13 protein-coding genes and 2 pseudogenes are annotated in these 19,232 nt (G+C 72.5%); 5 read left to right on the top strand and 10 right to left on the bottom strand.

Annotated elements, in window-relative coordinates; translation table 11 throughout:
- Positions 1-191 precede the first annotated feature (191 nt).
- Positions 192-1,013, bottom strand: coding sequence for an AfsR/SARP family transcriptional regulator (locus tag AC07FV_RS15310; RefSeq protein ID WP_383650305.1), 822 nt, complete (start codon positions 1,011-1,013; stop codon positions 192-194).
- A gap of 601 nt (positions 1,014-1,614) precedes the next feature.
- Between AC07FV_RS15310 and AC07FV_RS15315 the strand changes: the two genes are divergently transcribed.
- Positions 1,615-2,559: an AfsR/SARP family transcriptional regulator gene (locus AC07FV_RS15315; RefSeq protein WP_479087548.1), complete on the top strand. Its 945-nt coding sequence runs from the start codon at positions 1,615-1,617 to the stop codon at positions 2,557-2,559.
- Positions 2,560-3,244: 685 nt separating this feature from the next.
- Here the strand turns inward: AC07FV_RS15315 and AC07FV_RS15320 are convergent.
- From AC07FV_RS15320 to AC07FV_RS15350, 7 genes are all read right to left on the bottom strand, one after another.
- Positions 3,245-4,102: an AfsR/SARP family transcriptional regulator gene (locus AC07FV_RS15320; protein ID WP_479087549.1), complete on the bottom strand. Its 858-nt coding sequence runs from the start codon at positions 4,100-4,102 to the stop codon at positions 3,245-3,247.
- Between the two features lie 704 nt (positions 4,103-4,806).
- Positions 4,807-5,427, bottom strand: coding sequence for a ScbR family autoregulator-binding transcription factor (locus AC07FV_RS15325; RefSeq protein WP_479087550.1), 621 nt, complete (start codon positions 5,425-5,427; stop codon positions 4,807-4,809).
- Between the two features lie 11 nt (positions 5,428-5,438).
- A complete protein-coding gene (locus tag AC07FV_RS15330) occupies positions 5,439-7,031 on the bottom strand; it encodes an acyl-CoA carboxylase subunit beta (protein ID WP_479087552.1) in 1,593 nt (530 codons plus the stop codon).
- Positions 7,032-7,174: 143 nt separating this feature from the next.
- Complete coding sequence (locus tag AC07FV_RS15335; RefSeq protein ID WP_479087553.1) at positions 7,175-7,405, bottom strand: acyl-CoA carboxylase subunit epsilon; 231 nt, start codon at positions 7,403-7,405, stop codon at positions 7,175-7,177.
- A 1,617-nt stretch (positions 7,406-9,022) separates the two neighbouring features.
- The gene (locus AC07FV_RS15340) at positions 9,023-9,727 is read right to left on the bottom strand and encodes a ScbR family autoregulator-binding transcription factor (RefSeq protein WP_479087554.1); all 705 of its coding nucleotides are present in this window, start codon (positions 9,725-9,727) and stop codon (positions 9,023-9,025) included.
- A 1,138-nt stretch (positions 9,728-10,865) separates the two neighbouring features.
- Positions 10,866-11,345: a diadenosine tetraphosphate hydrolase gene (locus AC07FV_RS15345; RefSeq protein WP_479088024.1), complete on the bottom strand. Its 480-nt coding sequence runs from the start codon at positions 11,343-11,345 to the stop codon at positions 10,866-10,868.
- 300 nt (positions 11,346-11,645) lie between these two features.
- Positions 11,646-12,875 carry a cytochrome P450 family protein gene (locus AC07FV_RS15350; protein WP_479087556.1) on the bottom strand — a complete coding sequence of 410 codons (1,230 nt, stop codon included), beginning with the start codon at positions 12,873-12,875 and terminating at the stop codon, positions 11,646-11,648.
- A gap of 354 nt (positions 12,876-13,229) precedes the next feature.
- Here AC07FV_RS15350 and AC07FV_RS15355 point away from each other — a divergent pair, with 354 nt between their 5' ends.
- On the top strand, positions 13,230-13,769 hold the full coding sequence (locus AC07FV_RS15355; protein WP_479087558.1) for a hypothetical protein: 540 nt from the start codon (positions 13,230-13,232) through the stop codon (positions 13,767-13,769).
- Between the two features lie 672 nt (positions 13,770-14,441).
- The gene (locus tag AC07FV_RS15360; protein WP_479087559.1) at positions 14,442-15,770 is read left to right on the top strand and encodes a ScbA/BarX family gamma-butyrolactone biosynthesis protein; all 1,329 of its coding nucleotides are present in this window, start codon (positions 14,442-14,444) and stop codon (positions 15,768-15,770) included.
- A 709-nt stretch (positions 15,771-16,479) separates the two neighbouring features.
- Here the strand turns inward: AC07FV_RS15360 and AC07FV_RS15365 are convergent.
- Positions 16,480-16,833 (bottom strand): annotated as a pseudogene (locus tag AC07FV_RS15365) (ATP-binding protein); the annotation flags it as partial.
- A 138-nt stretch (positions 16,834-16,971) separates the two neighbouring features.
- On the bottom strand, positions 16,972-17,385 hold the full coding sequence (locus AC07FV_RS15370; RefSeq protein ID WP_479087561.1) for a hypothetical protein: 414 nt from the start codon (positions 17,383-17,385) through the stop codon (positions 16,972-16,974).
- Positions 17,386-17,752: 367 nt separating this feature from the next.
- Here AC07FV_RS15370 and AC07FV_RS15375 point away from each other — a divergent pair, with 367 nt between their 5' ends.
- Both AC07FV_RS15375 and AC07FV_RS15380 read left to right on the top strand, forming a co-directional pair.
- Positions 17,753-18,085, top strand: coding sequence for a hypothetical protein (locus AC07FV_RS15375; RefSeq protein WP_479087562.1), 333 nt, complete (start codon positions 17,753-17,755; stop codon positions 18,083-18,085).
- A gap of 194 nt (positions 18,086-18,279) precedes the next feature.
- A pseudogene (locus tag AC07FV_RS15380) lies at positions 18,280-19,216 on the top strand (IS5 family transposase).
- Positions 19,217-19,232: the final 16 nt, after the last annotated feature.

The raw sequence follows: 19,232 nt of genomic DNA on the forward strand, positions 1-19,232 counted from the left end.
CCTGGCCCCGGCGGCTCGTGCGGCGCTCGACCCGGCACCCCGGACGGTCTGTGGCCCCCGTAGGGCCCGGGCGGTCCGTGGCCCCCGGAGGGCCCGGGCGGTTCGGGGCCCCCGGAGGGCCCGGGCGGTTCGGGGGCTCCGGGCGGCCGGGGGGCGGCCGGCGGGCCGTGCCGTGCGCGGCGGCCGGGCTGTCATGCCGCGTACAGGTCGAACGTGGAGGAGCGGCGGGCTCCGGCGGCGACGTCCAGCTGCGGGTCGACGGCGAGCATCGCCTGGTGCAGCCGCTGCAGCTGCGGGGAGGGTTCGACGCCGAGTTCCTCGATGAGGCGCTGGCGCAGTCTGCGGTAGACGTCGAGTGCGGCGGCCTGGCGTCCCGAGCGGTACAGGGCCACCATCGCCTGGGAGTGCAGCCCTTCGTGCTGGGGGTGGCGGGCGACCAGGTCGGTGAGTTCGGCTATGAGCTCCACGTGCCGGCCCAGGCGCAGTTCGGCGTCGATGCGGCGTTCGCGGGTGACCAGGCGGCTCTGTTCCAGGCGCATCACCTCGATCTCCAGGATGGGTCCCACCCGTACGTCGACCAGGGCGGGTCCGTCCCACAGGTCCAGGGCGGTGCGCAGCACCGCCGCGGCGCGTTCGTCCTCGCCGTCCTCGAAGGCCTGGCGTCCTTCCTGGACGAGGCGTTCGTACTGGAAGGCGTCGACCGCCTCGGCGGGTATCTGCAGCAGGTAGCCGCCGTAGCGGGTGGCGAGGACGTCCTTGGCCGAGCCCGGCACGTCCGGTCCCATGGCGGTGCCCAGCAGGCGGCGCAGCTGGAGGATGTAGGTCTGCAGGGTGGTCATCGAGCTCTGGGGCAGTTCGGTGCCCCAGATCTCCTCCATGAGGGTGGGGACCGGTACGACCCGGCCGGGGCACAGGGCGAGCAGCGACAGGATCTGCCGGGGCTTGCCTGCGGTGGGCACGACCGAGATTCCATTGAATTCGGCGTTCAACGCACCCAGGACTTGTATTTTCACGATTCCCTCCGCAAGTTGTCAGGGCGGTTGGTTCTGAGCCGTTGATAGAGCGTTTAGATACTGTCGCGTTCCGCGTTCCCGTGTCATTCCCGCCACTCTGCGGCAAGAGGAACCGGACGTTTCTTGCACCGGGGCGCGAGAGCGGCTCGAGTATGTCTCGTTCCGCACGGCGATTGGCGGCGTAAAAGCGTTCCGGCCGCCCGGTATACGGCTGTGCGGCGGGCGGTTCTTTTTCGCGCCAGGGTGCGGGCCGTGCGGGGGGCGGCTGGGGGTGCGGGCGGGGTGGCAGGGGGTGCGGGTGGGGAGGGCGGGGGCGGTCGGTGCGGCGGGGGTGCGGGGCGGGGGCGGCGGACGGTGCTGCGGGCCGGCTCGCCCGCCCGGGGCGGGGGGGTGCTGCGGGGGCGGGCGGGGCGGGGGGCGGGTGGCGGCTCGAGGATTTTTCCATGCCGGTTTGCGGGCGGCTGGGGAATCGTGCGCCGGAAACGGGGGTCGGCTACTGTCCGGGCACAAGGAAGTGCATCTGCTATTCGTGAGGGAAATATCAGGGCCGCACCCCCCGGGTCGGCGGGTGCGGCGCAGGTGTTTCCCGGGCAAGGGCGAGATGGAGTTTCGGATTCTTGGGCCGGTTCAGATTCACGACGGGCGGGCGGGTGCGCGGATCACTCCCGCCGGCGCCAAGCAGCGGGCGCTGCTGGGTGCGCTGATCGTGCGGGCCGGCCAGGTGGTGCCCAGCGAGCGCCTGGTGGAGGAGCTGTGGGGTGCGCGTCCCCCGGCGAACGCCGCCAACGCGCTGCAGGCCCATGTGGCGCGGCTGCGGCGGCTGCTGGCGGCGCCCGTGCCCCCGTACGGGACGCCGGCCGGGGCGCCGGCCGGGGGGTGGGTGCAGACGTGCCCGCCGGGTTACGTCCTGCGGCTGGGGTCCGCGGCCACCGACGCGCAGCGTTTCGAGCGGCTGGCCGCGCGGGCCGGGTCGCTGGCGGCGGGTGCGCCGGGCCGGGCTGCGGATGTGGCCCGGCAGGCTCTGGCGCTGTGGCGGGGGCCTGCCCTGCACGGCTGCGGGCAGGGGCCGGTGTGCTCGTCCGGTGCGGTGCTGCTGGAGGAGAGCCGGCTGCTGGCGTGGGAGCTGCTGTTCGACGCCAGTCTGCGGGCGGACCGCGGTGCGGAGATCACCGGGGAGCTGCGGGAGCTGGTGGCCGTTCATCCGCTGCGGGAGCGGTTCTACGAGCAGTTGATGGCGGCTCTGCTGGGTGCGGGGCGGCGGGCGGAGGCGCTGGGCACCTACGACCGGGCGCGCCGGCGGCTGGCCCGTGACCTGGGGGTGGCGCCGGGTGCGGTGCTGCGCGGCTGCCGCCAGGCGGCGCTGCGCCCGCCGGGCCCCGCGGATGCGGCACCGGCGCCGGGTTCGGCGGAGGCCGAGGCGGCGGGGGCGCTGGGCGCGGAACTGGCGCGGGTGCGCCGGCAGGTGGAGCTGCTGCGCCGGGAACAGGGCGAGCTGTCGGCCCGCCTCGCCCGCCTCACGGCCCACGAGCCGGCCCGGAGCACGTGAGCCGGCCCGGAGCCCGTGAGCCGGGCCGGAGCACGTGAGCCGGGACGGAGCACGTGAGCCGGGACGGAGCACGTGAGCCGGGACGGCCCGCGGGAGACGTGACCCGGCGGGCGCAGGCGCCCGTTTCAGCCGTCATCCGGTGAACGGCGGTGGCCTGCGCGAGCGATGGGCCCTGGGGGCCCGGTGGCCCGGTGGAGCGGTGACCCTGTGGAGCGGTGACCCTGTCAGCGCTGGCGGCCCGGCGAAGCCATGGACCCTGCGGGCCCCGGTGGCCCGCTGGAGCGGCGACCCTCTCAGCGCTGGCGGCCCGGGCGAAGCCATGGACCCTGCGGGCCTTGGTGGTCCGCTGGAGCGGTGACCCTCTCAGCGCTGGCGGCCCGGGCGAAGCCATGGGCCCTGCGGGCCCCGGTGGCCCGCTGGAGCGGCGACCCTCTCAGCACTGGCGGCCTGGCGGAGCCGTAGCCCTGGGGCCCTGGTGGTGCGTGGTGTGCGGGGGCCTGCCCCCGGCCGGCTGTGGAGCCCTGTGATCCTGGCCGTCGGCAGGGGGGTCAGCCTGCGGGCTCCCGGCCGGGCCCGTAGGGGGCGTGAGGCCGGGAAGACCCGGGGGCCGAAAGCCCGTTGCGGCTGGGGGCTGTTGGGGCTGGGGGCTGTTGCGGCCCGGGGGCCTGTAGGGCCCCGGGGGATGTCAGCGGGTGACGAGTCGGCTGCCGGTGGCTGTCCCGGCGCCGGGGGTGGTGCCGGCGGCAGGGGCGGCGGTGGCGGTGGCGGGGGCTTCGGGGCGGGCGACGAGGATGGAGCGCTGCAGGCGGCTGAGGGCGGCGGAGGGTTCCAGGCCCAGTTCGTTGACGAGGGTGCTGCGCAGGCGCTGGTAGGCGTTGAGGGCCTCGCCGCGCCGGCCGGAGCGGTGCAGGGCCAGCATGAACTGCCCGTGCAGGCTCTCGTGCATGCGGTACTGGCTGACCAGCACCGTCAGTTCCGAGAGCAGTTCGCGGTGGCGGCCCAGGCGCAGGTCGGCCTCGATGCGCTGGTCCAGTGCGCACAGCCGGGCCTCTTCCAGGCGCTTGATCTCGGTGTCGATGAGGAGGCCGGCCTGGATGTCGGTCAGGGCGTGGCCGTTCCACAGGGACAGGGCGTCGGCGAGCCGGCGGGCGGCGCCGGCGTAGTCCTCGGCGTCCATGGCCCGGTAGCCGGCTCCGGCGCGCTGGTCGAACTCCCGGTAGTCGACGTGGCCGCCGCGGGTGTGCAGGCGGTAGCCGCCCGGGACGGTGGCCAGGATGTCCTTGGCGGTGCAGCGCTCGTCGGGTCCGTGGGCGAGGGCCTCGGCGATCAGCTCGCGCAGCTGCAGCACGTAGGTCTGCAGGGTGGTGCGTGCGCTGCGCGGGGGGCGCTGGCCCCACAGCTCGTCGATGAGCGCACTGACGGGGACCACCTGGTCGGCGTTGAGGGCGAGCAGGGCCAAGACCTGGCGCGGTTTGGGGGCGGTCGGCACGACCGGCACCCCGTGCTCGCGTACCGACAGTGTTCCCAGCACTTCGACGTCCACGTTTCCCCCATGAGTCAGACCGCAGGCCGGGTGGTCCGCTGCTGCGTCGCCCGGTGACCGGGAACCGGTACGCGGCTCCAGACCCGATAAAAAAACAGCACAGTCGGTTTGTCAACGTGGACTCAGCGAGGCGCCCGGTTACCGCCGGGATCCGGTCAGTCACTGATCGAACATCTGCCCGTGACCCTTTCGTGAGCTGGCGGTCTCGCCCGGCGGACCGCCGACGATGCGCCAGCGGGGGGCCAAAACACGCCCTGTCCAGCAAAGGGAGACGTTGGCCGAAAAACTCCGCCGGATCCGGCCCGGGGTCACGGGGGCTTCCGGACCGGCAGAAGCCCCCTTCAGGACGGGTATGGGCGAGTTGTGGCGGTGTTGCCCCGCCGGCAGGCGCCTGATAACAGACCGTACGGTCTCTGCCAGGCGGGGCGGGAGCACCCTTTCGGCGAGCGCGGCGGGCGGGTGGCACCTTCCGGCGGGTGCGGCGGTGCCGGGCAGGGCCGCGCCGGGGCGGGGCTGCGTGGCGCCCCCAGGGGCCGGGGGTGGGGCTGCGGGCGGGGCGCCGGGCAGGACCGGTCCCGGGGCCGCCGGGCGGGGGCCGCGGTACACGGGGCTGCCGGGCAGGGGGCCGCGGGGCGGGAGGGCTGCCGGGCAGGGGGCCGCGGGGCGGGAGGGCTGCGGGGCGGGGGCTGCGGGGCGGGTGGGGGTCAGTGGGGGTCGGAGCCGCCGGCTTCCAGGGCGGGCAGGAGGGCGGCGGGGACGAGGGCGGGCAGCAGGAGGCGCCAGAACTGGGCGACGGTGGCCCGGGAGAGCCACACGTCGTCGCGGGTGCCCAGGACCTCGAAGCCGACGGTGACGGCGACCACGGCGGCCACCACGCCCTCCCGGGCCACGTTCTCGCGCAGTTCCCCGTGGCGGGCGGCGCTGTCGACCATGGCCCGTACCCAGGTGTGCCAGCGCAGCCGCAGGTCGGTGCGGGTCACCCGGCCCGCCTCCCCGCTCAGTTCGAAGCCGGCCCGCAGGAGTACGTCCCGCTGCAGGCGGCAGGCGAGTTCGTGGGTGGCGTCGATCAGGCGCTGCACGGTGGCGGCGGGGGTCTTCCTGCCGCGGGTGGTGATGGTCTGCAGGACGGCCGCCGCGCTCGCCTCGACCGCGTCGGCCAGGATCGCCTTGCTGGCGAAGTGGAAGTGCAGTGCGCCGTTGCTCACGCCCGCCCTGGAACTGATCAGGGTGAGCGAGGCGGCGGTGAAGCCTTCGTGGTGGAAGACCTCGGCCGCCGAGTGGATGAGCGCCTCGCGGGTGCGCACTGCACGTTCCTGTCTGACCATCTTCTGCTCCGTCACTGCGGTGGGTTGCCGTGCTTCCGGGACGGCACGTCGGCGTGCTTGGTGCGGAGCATCGCCAGGGACCTGATGAGCACCTCGCGGGTCTCGGCGGGATCGATGACGTCGTCGACCAGGCCGCGTTCGGCCGCGTAGTAGGGGTGCATGAGCTCGGCCTTGTACTCCTTGACCATCTTCTGGCGCATGGCCTCGGGGTCCTCGGCCTCGGCGATCTGGCGGCGGAAGATGACGTTGGCCGCGCCCTCGGCGCCCATCACCGCGATCTCGTTGGCCGGCCAGGCGAAGGTGAGGTCGGCGCCGGTGGACTGGGAGTCCATGACGATGTAGGCGCCGCCGTAGGCCTTGCGCAGGATGAGGGAGATGCGGGGCACGGTGGCGTTGCAGTACGCGTACAGCAGCTTGGCGCCGTGGCGGATGATGCCGCCGTGCTCCTGGTCGACGCCCGGCAGGAACCCGGGCACGTCCACGAGGGTGACGACGGGGAGGTTGAAGGCGTCGCACATCTGCACGAAGCGGGCGGCCTTCTCGGACGCCTCGATGTCCAGGACGCCCGCCAGGGCCATGGGCTGGTTGGCGATGATGCCCACCGCCTGGCCGCCCAGGCGCCCCAGGGCGCAGATGATGTTGCGGGCCCAGCGCTCGTGGACCTCCAGGAACTCGCCGTCGTCGACGATCTCCCCGATGACCTCGCCCATGTCGTAGGGGCGGCTGCCGTCGGCGGGGACCAGGTCCAGCAGCGTCTCGCAGCGCCGGTCGGCCGGGTCGGGGCCCGGCGCGCAGGGCGGGTACTCCCGGTTGTTCTGCGGCAGCAGCGACAGCAGGTAGCGGACCTCCGCCAGGCAGGTCTCCTCGTCGTCGTAGGCGAAGTGCGCCACCCCTGAGGTCTCGGCGTGCACGTCGGCGCCGCCCAGGCCGTTCTGCGTGATCTCCTCGCCGGTGACGGCCTTGACCACGTCGGGGCCGGTGATGAACATCTGCGAGGTCTCGCGGACCATGAACACGAAGTCCGTCAGCGCCGGGCTGTAGGCGGCGCCGCCCGCGCACGGGCCCAGCATCACGCTGATCTGCGGGATGACGCCCGAGGCCCTGGTGTTGCGCTGGAAGATGCCGCCGTAGCCGGCCAGCGCCGAGACGCCCTCCTGGATGCGTGCGCCCGCGCCGTCGTTGAGGGAGACCAGCGGTGCACCGGCCGCGATGGCCATGTCCATGATCTTGTGGATCTTCGCGGCGTGGGCCTCGCCCAGCGCGCCGCCGAAAATCCGGAAGTCGTGCGCGTAGACGAAGACCGTGCGGCCCTCCACCGTGCCCCAGCCGGTGATCACACCGTCGGTGTACGGCTTCTTCGCCTCCAGCCCGAACCCGGTCGCCCGGTGCCGGCGCAGCTGCTCCACCTCCTGGAAGGAACCCGCGTCCAGGAGGAGCTCGATGCGCTCCCGCGCGGTCAGCTTGCCCCGGGCGTGCTGCGCCGCCGTCGCCTTCTCCCCCGGCCCGGCCAGCGCCTGGGCCCGGACCGCGTGCAGCTCCGCCACGCGGCCCTGCGCACCCGAAAGCGGCGCGGACACCTGGGGAACGTCATTGAGGACTGTCACGATGCCTCCCTTCCGTCATGGCGCAGCCGGACCACCCCCAGCGTAACGAACCGTCCGTGCGGTTTTTAGTGGGGGTGGGGTCTGCGCGCATGAATCAGCCATGAACGTGCCCGCCGGCACCCGGTGCCGGCGCGGTGGCGGCCCTAACGCCAGTTGTAGGGCGAGCGGTAGGACGCGGCGGAGCGCTCCGGCCGCCACGGCGGGACGTCCGCCGCGGGCCCCTCGGCGCCGCCCGGCGGCGCACCGGGCGCCTCGCCGGCGCCGTCCTCGCACCGGGCGGCCAGCACCGCGCACAGCACGACGGTGACGGCGGCCAGTTCCTCCTCGCCGGCCACACCGCGCACGATCCGCAGTGCGCTGTCCGGTTGCCCCATGTCCGCTCCTTCCGACCTCGGGCCACCGTCCGGCAGACCGCTACAGGAGCACTCACGTACCGGTCGAGGAACACCCCACACCCCTTGCCCCCGGCTCCGCACCCGCCCCGCCCCCGCCCTTGCCGGCTGCAGGACCGCAGCGCGCCCCGGCTCGCCCGGCTCGCCCGGTGCGGCCCGGTGCGGCCCGGTGCGGGTCGCACCGTGCGGCGGCCCGTTAACGGGCCCGTGCGGCAGCCCGCGAGCGGGCTCGCGCGACGGGCCGAGCCGGCGACCCGTGAAACGGGCCTGTGCGGCGGCACGGCACACCCGCGCGGCTCCCCGGCCGGGGCAGGGCCGGGAGCCGGCCGGGGCAGGACCGGGGACGGAGGGCCGGGCCGGGGGGCGGGCCCTGGCGGGCGGGAGGCCGGGCCGGGGGCCGGGCCGGGGGCCGGGTTGGGGGCCGGATTGGGGGCCGGGTTGGGGGCCGGGCCGGGGGCCGGGCCGGGGGCCGGGTTGGGGGCCGGGCCGGGGGCCGGGTTGGGGGCCGGGTTGGGGGGTCAGGTCTTGAGGGCGCGGGACGGGTGGCCCCGGGGCTTGGGGGCCCTGGGGTGGCCCCGGGACCGGGGGCGGGCTTGGGGGTGGCCCTGGGGGTGGTCGGGGGGCCGGCCGCCCCGGGGCATCGTGCGGGCCGGCCGCCCGGCCCGTATGTTCCGCGGGCACGGCGAACCTGGCGTGCACGGCGGGACGTTGCGCACACCCGCCCCTGCTCCTGCACCCTCCGCCTCTCCCCTTCCCTCCCCCGGTCCGCCGCCGTCCTCGCCGTCGCCGGTCGCCCTGCCCTCGCCTGGTCACGACGTCACGCGCCGCCCGGGCGGGTGAGGTGGGCGATTGCCCGACGTCCGGGCGCTCAGGGCTCCGTGAGGGCCGGCTGCGGCCCGCTGACGGCGGCGCCCGGCCGGGCCGCCGCCCGCGCGCGGGCACGAGGGCGCGGGCACGGGGAGGGAGGCGGTGCGGGTACCGGTGAGCGGCCCTCGGATGCCGGTCCCGGTGCCGGCGCAGGCGGCACGACGGTGCCCCGGATGCCGCCAAGCGCGGCGCCCGGGGCAGGGCAGAGGGCATCTCCGCTCGTCGAGGTAGCCCCTTGCCCGGCACAGGCGCAACGCCCCCTGTCCGCCCGTAGCGCTCATCAGCCCAGCGAGCCGGGGTCCGGGGCGTGCCGGTGACACCTGCCGCGGCAGCGGACCGGGCCCCTGGTTCACGGCTTTCGCGCGTGAGGCGTTCGTGCCGGCCACCCGGGCCCCAGCCGTCCCGCCGAGGTGAGGGGCACCCACCCCGTCCTCCCCCGCGCGGTGCCGGCCCTGCACCGTCGAGATGCCGCAGCTTCGGGGCCCGGCACCCGGGACCGGATGCATCCGCCCTCCCGCACAGGCCCCCGGGCAGGCGTACCGGCGGCGGGCGGGGGGGGCGGGCAGGGTTCCCGCAGGCCCGGCCCCTCCCCGGGCCCGGCCCGGCCTCTGGGCAGGGCGGGTCTCCGGGCAGGGCGTTCTGCGGTGCGGCCGCGCGCTCTTGCCGCCCGCACCGCGCCGGCCCCCGGGCAGGGCCCGGGGGCCGGGAGGCGCGTGCGGGCGGGGCGGGGCTTCAGGCGGGGGCCGCCGCCGTCTCGGGCAGGCGTTCGCGCTCGTGGGCGCCGCCGGCCGTCTCCTCCAGCAGTGCGTCGCTGGCGGTGCCCAGACGCGCTGCGCGTTCGACGGTGATGTCCAGGCTGCTGAGGACGGCCGGCACCGCGATGCTGGGCAGCAGGTGCCGGAAGAGGGCCACCACCCGTTCCTCCAGGTCCTCGCGCCCGGCCAGGATCTGCGAGTACAGCTGGGTACCGGTCCAGGCCGCGGAGAACAGCCAGGCACTCTCGGCGGGCTGCACGTGCGGGAGGAGTTCGCCCTGTTCCTTGGCGGCCGCCAGCAGCGTCCGGGAGGCCCCGATCCACTGCCCGATCGCCGACGAGCCGTACTCGGCGCGCAGTTCCTGTTCCAGACTCAGCCGGGCCACCGCGCTCACCAGCGGATCCCGGCGCATGCGGTAGGCCACGGTCAGGCCCGTGTCCACGAACTCCTGGAGCCGGCAGGCGGCGGGCTGCACCCTGATCACGGAGAACTGCTGCTCCAGCACCCCCTCCGCCAGCGCCTGCTTGGAAGGGAAGTGGAAGTACAGCGCCCCCTTGGTCACCCCCGCCCGCTTGAGGATCTCCCCGATGGTGGCGGCCTCATAGCCATGGGAGTCGAACACCTCGGCCGCGGCCTTCAGGATCGACAACTGAGTACGGATCGCTCGTTCCTGCCGAGCCACGGCACCTCCCGACGGTCTTTGCCCCAGGAACGTGCGAGCACCGCCGTTCCTTGACCAAAACAAAACCAGGGAGTCCGTATTTTAGCAAGCCAGCACGTGTCAGCATGACCGGACTTCCACCATCGCTTCACGCCCGACCGCCCCCGCCGGCCCTCCCATTGCTGGTCACAGCAGCAAGCCGCCGCACCGGCCACCTCCCGCCGCACACCCCGCTTTCACAACCGGCCGTGCGGATTCAGCGGACCGGCACCCACCCCACCCCCCAACAAGACCCACCGAACCCCCCACACAGCGCCACAAACCCCCGGCAAAGACACCGCACCACGAGCACCGGCAGCAGCACCTCCGTAGCCCCCGCACCTCCCCGGCCCCCGCCCCCGCCCCCGCCCCCGCCCCCGCCCCCGCCCAGACCTCGCGGCCTGCCCCGCACCGCCCAAACAGAGACGCGCCGGGCGCAGCCGGGAACCGGACCCGGCCGGAACAGGAACCGGAGCCGGACCGGCCGGGACCCGCCTCCCCGACCGCAGAGGACCAGGAGGCGGGCCCTGCACGGCGGTTGCCCCCGGGGCGGGGCGGCTGCGGGTACGGAATTGCGGTGGAAGCCGGCCCGGCCGGAACAGGGACACGCCGGGCGCAGCCGGGAACCGGACCCGGCCGGAACAGGAACCGGAGCCGGTCCGGCCAAAAACCCGGAGCGGTGAGATGAGCGAGGGCATCAGAGGAAGGACGGCGTACTGCATCCAGCACCGGCCCCGCCAGCATCCCCCGACAGGACGACTGCACCGCACCGCCACCTCAACGCCCAGACCCCGCACCCCGGCCGCGCCCCGGCCCGGCCCGGCCGAAACTGACCGCCCCCGGGACGACCGGCCGAAAAGAGTCTCCCCTCTCTTCATGACGGCGTCACACACCCACCACACCAAACACCCCGGCCGGACCGGGCCGGGAGCAACCCCGCCGCAAGCACGACAGGCATCCGCCCCCCCTCCCCCGGGACCCGCGCGCCCGCCGGACCCCCCGCCGAGGCCGGGCAGGAGGGGGAGGGAGGCGGAAGGGGCGCGGGCCCGGGCGGGCCCGGGCAGCGAAGTGCCCTTACCGCCGGGCCAGTCGGCATGGCCGGCGGGGCGGGCCCTGAGCGTCAGACCACCGGGCGCAGCCGGTCCAGTTCACCGCTGAGCGCGTCCCGCAGCACGTCATGCTGCGGACCGAGCCGGAAGCGCTCCTCACTCCAGCGCTCACGCGGATACAGCCACACCGGCGCATCCACCACACCGGCCGGCTCCCACGCGAACCGCGGCCAGACATGCGCATGCAAGAACGGCTCCCGGTTTCCCAGGATCTCCAGATTGACCCGCCGGAACGCCGGATCCATCCGCCGGCAGACACCCTCGACCGCCTCACCGAGCTGGTCCATGTCCGACAGGAACGCCAGCCGCCTGGCCCTCGGCAGTTCCGACAGCCGCTGCACACCCGGCTCGTCCACCAGCAGCACCGAGTAACCCGGCAGGAACTGCACATCCCCGATCACCGCGAACCCCGCCGCCAGCCGCCGCAGCACCGTCGGGTTCTCCCCCCTCAGCGCAGCCCCCACCCGGTCCGCCCGCCAGTCGCCCCCCACCACCACACCCCCACCCCCCTGACCGAAAACCGCCCCCGACCCCCCACCTGCAAACCGCCCCCCTGCACGCTGCACGGTCCGAAGACCAGACAAGCAGAGAAGGCAACAGCCCCGGCAGGTAACCGCAGATCCCCCTCAGGGCGAAGACCGAAAACCCCAGCCCCCCGGAACCGAAAGCCTCGGCCCCGAAGGCCGGCCGACCCGAAGGCCTCGAAGGCCGCAGGGGGGAAGGGAAGCCGGAAAGCCTGAGGGGCAGGGCCGGCCGCGGAGGACGTCCTGCCTGCGGCCCTGCCCCGCCCCTCAGCTTCCTTCCCCGTCAGGGGTCGCCGCCCCGGCACAGGGCGCCGCCGGCCGCTGCCCCGCCGGCCGCTGCCCCGCCGGCCGCTGCCCCGCCCGCCCCTGCCGCGCGTCCCTCCCGGCGTCGGCCGCAGGACCCAGCAGCACCGGCAGCTCACGGTGACCGTTGGAGATGAACGACTGCAGCGGGCGCAGCTCGTCGTAGTCCACCGCCAGCCGCAGCTGCGGGAACCGGGCGAACAGCCCGCTCAGCGCGATCTGCGCCTCCATCCGGGCCAGCGGAGCACCGATGCAGTAGTGCGTCCCGTGCCCGAACGACAGATGAGCCCGGCGCGTGGCGCGCATGACGTCGTAGCGGTCCGCGTCCGGGCCGTGCACCTCGGGATCACGCCCCGCCCCCGCGAACGAGATCACCAGCGGATCACCCGCCGCCACCGCGACTCCCCCCACCTCGAGATCGGCGACCGCATAGCGCAGGATCCCGTTCGCGCCCGGCGCCTCCAGCCGCAGCGCCTCCTCCACCGCGTCGTCGAACCCCGCCGCACCCGAACGCACCAGCTCCAGCTGGTCACGGTGGCCCAGCAGCAGCGCGATCGTGTTGTCCAGGAGATTGACCGTCGTCTCATAACCGGCCGTGTAGAGCAGGATCAGATTGTCCACCAGCTCCCGCTCACTGAGCCGCGAACCGTCCTCGTCACGCACCGCGATCAGCGCACTGGTCAGATCGTCCCCCGGCACCCGCCGCTTGCACGCCACCAGATCATCCATCATCTGATACAAGTCCGCGGCATTGGACTGCGCACCGGCCAGCGACACCGACGTGTCGAAGAACCCCAGAATGATCCGCCGCAGCCGCTCCCGGTAGACGACCGGAATACCGAACAGCTCGGTCAGCACCCGCATCGGCAGCACACACGCGAACTGCCGCCGCACATCCACCGCCCCCTGCCCCGCCCGGCCCGCCAGCTCCTCCAGCAGCTCCGCACAGATCTCCTCCACCCGCCCCCGCAGCAACTCCACCCGCCGCGCCGTGAACGCCGACGCCACCAGCCTGCGCAACCGCGTGTGATCGTCCCCGTAAGCGGTCACCATGTTCCGCACCGACACCCAGATCGCCAACGGCCACGACCGCGCCACCCGCCCCTGACGAAACGCCGGCCAATGCCGGTACGCATCCTTCGACACCCGCTCATCCGTCAGCAACTGCCGGATCTCCCGCTGCCCCGTCACCACCCACGCACCCACACCCCCCGGCAACTCCCCAGCCGTCACCACCCCCCGCTCCCGCAACCGCGCCGCCTCCCCCTGCACATCCCCACCCAACGCATCAAACCTGAACGGACACCCACCACCCCCCAACACACCCACCCCACCCGACACACCCACACCCACACCCGACACACCCGCACCCACACCCGACACACCCGCACCCGCACCCGCACCCGCACCCGCACCCGCACCCGACACACCCTCATCCACACCCGACGCACCCGCACCCGACGCGCTCACGCCCGCGCCCGCGCCCGCGCCCGGCGCAGCCTCCACACCCACACCCACACCCGGCGCATCCGCATCCGCATCCGCGACATGCTCGCTCACACCCGGCGCATCCAGCCGGCCCTCACCCCGCACAACCTCCACCAGCACCCGCCCCGCCACCGCACCCGGCACGACCGCCACCGGACCACCCGCACCCGCACCCCCACCCGCACCCGCACCCGCACCCGCACCCGCACCCGCACCCGCACCCGCCAGAAGATCCACACCCGCCTGCACCGCCCGCACCGGCACACCCCCGCCCGCAGCCACACCCGGGCCCGCCTGCACGGCCTGCACCGCTGCACCCCCGGCAGGCCCCGCACCGGCCACAACCCCCGCAGCCGGCACCGCACCCGCCGCAACACTCACGTCACACCGCACCGTCTGCACCGACGCACCCCCGGCGGGCACCGCACCGGCCGGCAGGCACTGCACATCCCGCCCGCCCGCACCGGACACGCCCGCGCCCCGCCCCTCAAACGGCCCGCCCCACCCGTGCGCCCCCTGCCCGGCCCGGCCCCCGCTCCGCCCGCCAGCGTCCCGGACCTGCGCATCCCGCAGCCCCTCCAAGCCCCGCGGGCCCTGTGAGCCCAGCGGGTGTGAGTCCTGCGAGTCCTGCGGGTCCCGCATCACGCCCGCGTCCGTGTGCGTGTCCGCGTCCGTGCCCGCGTCCGTGCCCGTGTGCGTGCCCGTGCCCGTGTGCGTGTGCGTGTGCGTGTCCATGGTCACTCCCCCTGCGCCACGACCCCCCTTGCACCGAAGCAGCCACAGAAGAAGAGGGGGTCCCCGTCAACGACCCCCCAAAAATAAAACCGCTCCCCCGGTTTAATCAACGGCGGAAAAAGGCCAGAATCCACCCCGCAGACCCCCGCCCCCACACCCGCTCCCGGAAGCCCGCCCACCGCTTCACCCACCCACAACCAGCCACCCCCGCCCACCCGCCCCCACCCCGCACAAGCGGAAGACGACCACCCGCACCACCCGCCCCCCACCCCGCCCCCGGAACCCCGCCCACCGCTTGATACCGGGCCCCGAACCCCCGACCACCCCCATCCCGGCACCCCCGCCCCCACCCCCGCCAGGCCACCCGCCGGCGGAAGAGATCCCCCCGTTTCACGCCCCCGCCCACCCCCGCACAACACACCCCGCGAAAGCCCCCGAAGCGCCTTGAAAAGAAAACCGGTGAGTCTGTATCTTATGGCTCCGCCGAACTCTTGAGCCCATCACCCACCAGCACAACCACGTGGAGAGGCAAGAGACATGACACCCCTGACAACCCACCACAACCAGCCCACCCTCCCCCGCCAGAGACAAGCCCCCACCACCCCGGCCACCACCCCCCACACCCCCGACACCCCGCCAGCAGCCCCCCACGCCCCCGCCCCGGACACCCCGACCACCGACACCACCGCCACCCCGGCCCTCACCGCCGCAGCCCTCACCCTCATGACCCCCACCCCCACCACCCCACCCCCCCTCACCACCACCGTCCCCCGCCAATACGTCCACCGCGCCAGCCACGCCGAAGTCTTCCTCACCTCAGGCAGGCGCCTCACCGACAACCACTTCCACCTCACCGCCCAATGGCCCCGCACCCACACCTTCTTCACCACCCACCCCACCCACCACGACCCCCTCCAAGCCGCAGAAACCATCCGCCAAGCCGGCCTCTACCTCGCCCACACCCAATTCAACGTCCCCCTCGACCACCACTTCCTCCTCTGGGAACTCAACATCACCACCCACCCCCACCCCACCCCCCACACCACCACCCACCCCCACCAACACCCCACCGAACTCACCCTCGACGCCACCACCCCCCACACCACCCACAAAGGCAAACGCCTCACCGAATTCACCATGCACATCAACATCCACCACAACCACCACCTCACCGCCACCGGAAGCGGCCGCTTCACCTGCATCACCCCCCGCACCTACAACCGCCTCCGCCCCCACACCCCACCACCCCCCACCACCCGACCCACCAACCCCCACCTCATCCCCCCCACCCACACCGGCCGCAACCACCCCACCGACACCGTCCTCACCACCACCCCCCACCCCCACACCTACCTCCTCACCCCCGACCCCCACCACCCCATCCTCTTCGAACACACCACCGACCACTACCCCGGCATCCTCCTCCTCGAAGCCGCCCACCAAGCCCACACCCACCACACCACCACCCACCACCACAACCACAGCAACCACAACAGCAGCGGCAACCCCGGGAACGACGGGAACGGGAACGGGAACAACACCGCCGGCAACAGCAACGAAAACAGGAACGGCAACGGCAACGGCAACGGCAACGGCAACGGCAACGGCAACGGGAACGGCAACGGCAACGGCAACGGCAACGGCAACGGGAACAACGGCGGCGGGGCCCCGTACAGCACCACCCTCAACACCACCTTCCACCACTACGCCGAATACCACACCCCCCTCCACATCCACATCACCCCCCACCCCACCACCCACCCCCACACCCCCCACCCCACCACCCACACCATCACCGGCACCCAAAACAACACCACCGTCTTCACCACCACCCACACCACCACACCCACCACACCCACCACCTAGGTCGCGTCTCTGCGATCAATTGCGCATTGTTCTGGCCATACCCAGCAGGAGAGACCTCACCGACAACCAGTGGGCGGTCTAGGAGCCACTGCTACCGAAGAACAACAACCGACGCAACAGGTCACGCAACCATCACCAAGTCATCAACGGGTGGCGTTAACGGCGTGAAATGGCCCCAGATTTTCGGTCTGGGCCGGCCCCACGTCGGTGGTTGAAGCGGCCTTTGTTCCGGTCTGAACTGGCTCCGGGTTCCGGTCTCAGCAGGGCCAGCCATGGTAGTCGTGGGGCTATTGAGGTGGGCTGATGGGCCATGAGCGAAAATGCTGCGCATGACGACTTGAAGAGCACCGGCAAGGCGGTGGCACTGGGTCAAGGTGGCGACCTGGGACACGGTCGAGGACGGTGATTGCCGAAGCTGCACTGCCTGCGGGACCGCCGTCCGCTCCTACCAGTTCCGTCTCCATCCGCCTGAGTCCTCGATGTTCGAGCGGTGTGTCGGCTTGGCATGGTGCTCCGGGTGCCGGATCTACTCCAGTGCGATGGTCCACGTTCCCCGAACACGCGTCCTCGTCGACGCGCTGGGCTCTCTGCCTGAGGACGAGTCTGTTCGACTGCGCCACAGCGAAGCGAAACTGGTCGACTACCTCGATCGCCAAGGTCGCCGGAAGCCGTGATCCACATCCAGAGGGCGACCGGTCATCTGTGAGGGCTACTTCTTCGCCTGTTGCTTGCCCTTGGTCTGGGCGAGGCGGTAGGACGCAGTGCCGGTCTCGATGACGGTGCCGTTGAAAGTGAGCCGGTCGACGATGGCCGCGCAGAGCCGCGGGTCCGTGAACGTCTTCGTCCAGCCTCCGAACGATTCGTTCGAAGCGATGGCCACGCTGTTCTTCTCCTCCCTCTCGGTCAGAACCTGGAACAGCATCTCGGCGCCCCGCCGGTCGAGCTCGAGATAGCCCAGCTCATCAATGCAGAGAAGATCGACGCGCCCGTAGCGGGCGATCGTCTTGGACAGCTGCTTCTCGTCGGCGGCCTCGACGAGCTCGTTGACGAGCTTGGCGGCCAGAGCCAGAGCAGACAGACGCCATATCCGCATTAAGCTCGTTCTTTCCTTCCTCGCGCCATGGCCCCCGCGCGGTACGACTCGGTGAACCTTTTGAGGCAATCCCCAAAGAGCTGTCCCACGACTCCGTGAGGCTGAGGGTCATGCTGTGTCAGGGGCGAGGCCGATGGCACCGACCGAGCGAAGCGAACGTCCAAGGTTTCCGGTGAGGATGCGAGGGTGACGTCGCCACCACCACAGGTCGGGGCCGGGCAACCTGTGGAACTGCTCGAGCGCCTGCCCGTCGTCGTCGACAGTCGCCGCCTTGTACCGGTCGTCCAGAGCTTTGATCGGCGGGGTCCAGAGCTGGACGATGTGTTCGTCCAGCAGGAGCCAAGCCTCGTGCAGCCAGCTCCTGCAGTAGAGATCATTGGTGTACTCGTAGATGTCGTCGTCGTAGCCGCGCTCAATGACGCCCACCAGGACGGCCCACGCGTTCACTCTTTCTGCGACGGTGAATGCGGTCCGCCAGCCACGCTGGTACAGCAGCTCTCCCACCTCAGTCTCCGTAGCCACGGACGGGAGGATCCCACACAGCGCGGCTACACCTTCCTCAGAACCGCGACTACCACAGCCCTCGTCATCCGCTCCGCGCGTAGGCGCACGAGGCCGGCTCAGCCGTCCCTCAGTGGGCACCCGGCCGGTCGATGAGGTGTCCCACACCCCGAGCTGGAGCGGCCCCAGGGCGGTGACGAGGAGGGATGACCTGGCCGGTCGGTGATCGTCCACTCCGGATCAGGAGGCGACTCGTATGAGTGATTGCATCGGGTGTTGGGCCAGGTCGGGCTGCTTCAGGCTGCTGTGATGGTCACCGGCCAGTTGTCTGGCGGGCCGTCTCATGACCGTACGGGTCTTCCTGTACGGCCGACACAAGGAGTGCACCGTGAGCCGAGTTTCGAGGATCAGGACCGCGCTGGCCGCTACCGCCGGCGCTGCCTGCTTGGCGGTCGGCGTCGCCGCGGCCCCGGCCCAAGCCTCGACCGGTACCGTCGCCTGGGAGGACGGATACGCGCGCCGGCCCATGGCGATGACCGACCTGCCTCCGGGCGCCTGTCTGCGGGTCAACCAGGGCTCCCGCAACCTGCGCAACCAGACCAACGCGTACGTGGCGGTGTTCGTATCGACCACCAAGCCTCAGTGCGAGGGGGCGTTCTTCATCGTCACCCCCGGGCAGGCGTTCCCGGACACGTTCACGAGCTTCCAGGTCCGGGGCTGAGCTGACGAGTCACCCCAGGAACTCGGCGCCGTCACCCGGCTACGTGGATGGCGGCGCCGCTGGTTCCGGACCGCCCCCATCCTTGGCGCACGACGTGGGGTGTGGGGGCGGTCCCTCAGGGTGAAGCCGCCGCACCCGGTGCTTCGGTGCCAGGCAGTGTCTTCAAATGATCACTGCTGGTGGATCATGGTGTCGTGTTACGTCGCCATGAACTGTCGGATGCCGAGTGGGAGTTCGTCCGGCCGCTGCTGCCCGAGTCGTTGCGGGGACGCAAGCCGCTGGACGATCGCAGGGTCCTGAACGGGATCGTAGGGAAGTTCCGCACGGGTGTCGCCTGGCGGGACGTGCCCGAGCGCTATGGTCCGCGGGCGACGCTGCACACGGGTTTTCACAGGTGGGCGGCGGACGGGACGTTCGACCGGATGCTGCGGGCCGCCCAGGCGAAGGCGGACGCGGCGGGCGACGTCGAGTGGCTGGTGTCGGTCGACTCCACCGTCGTCCGGGCCCACCAGCACCCGGCCGGGGCTCGAAAAGGGGGCTCCGCGACCCGGCGCTCGGCCGGTCCAGAGGCGGGTTGACCAGCAAGATCCATCTGGCCTGCGACGGGCGGGGCCGTCCGCTCGCTTTCGTCGTGACGGGCGGCAACACCAACGACTGCACCCGGTTCACCGCCGTGATGGAAGAGATCCGGGTGCCCCGGAACGGACCGGGGCGGCCCCCCGGCTCCGGCCCGATCACGTCCTGGGCGACGAGGGCTACAGCTCGAAGGCGATCCGCGCCTGGCTCCGCCGCAAGGGCGTCGCACACACGATTCCCGAGCGAGCGGACCAGGTCCGCAACCGGGCCCGGCGCGGCAGCCGCGGAGGCCGCCCGCCGGCCTTCGACCGCGAGACCTACAAGCGCCGCAACGTCGTGGAACGGTGCTTCAACCATCTGAACCAGTGGCGTGGCATCGCCACGCGGTACGACAAGACCGCCGAGTCCTACAAAGCCGCCGTCGCCCTCGCGGCACTCTTGATGTGGGCGTGGCATTTGACGACAGAACCTAGGACCGGTTCGATCTTCAAACGACCCTGCACATGTCCAGGTCCTGTAACCACCGCTCGGTTCCACGTGATCGTGTCGGTTTGAGCAACAATGCCGCACA

It is taken from the genome of Streptomyces sp. NPDC045956 (assembly GCF_056430705.1).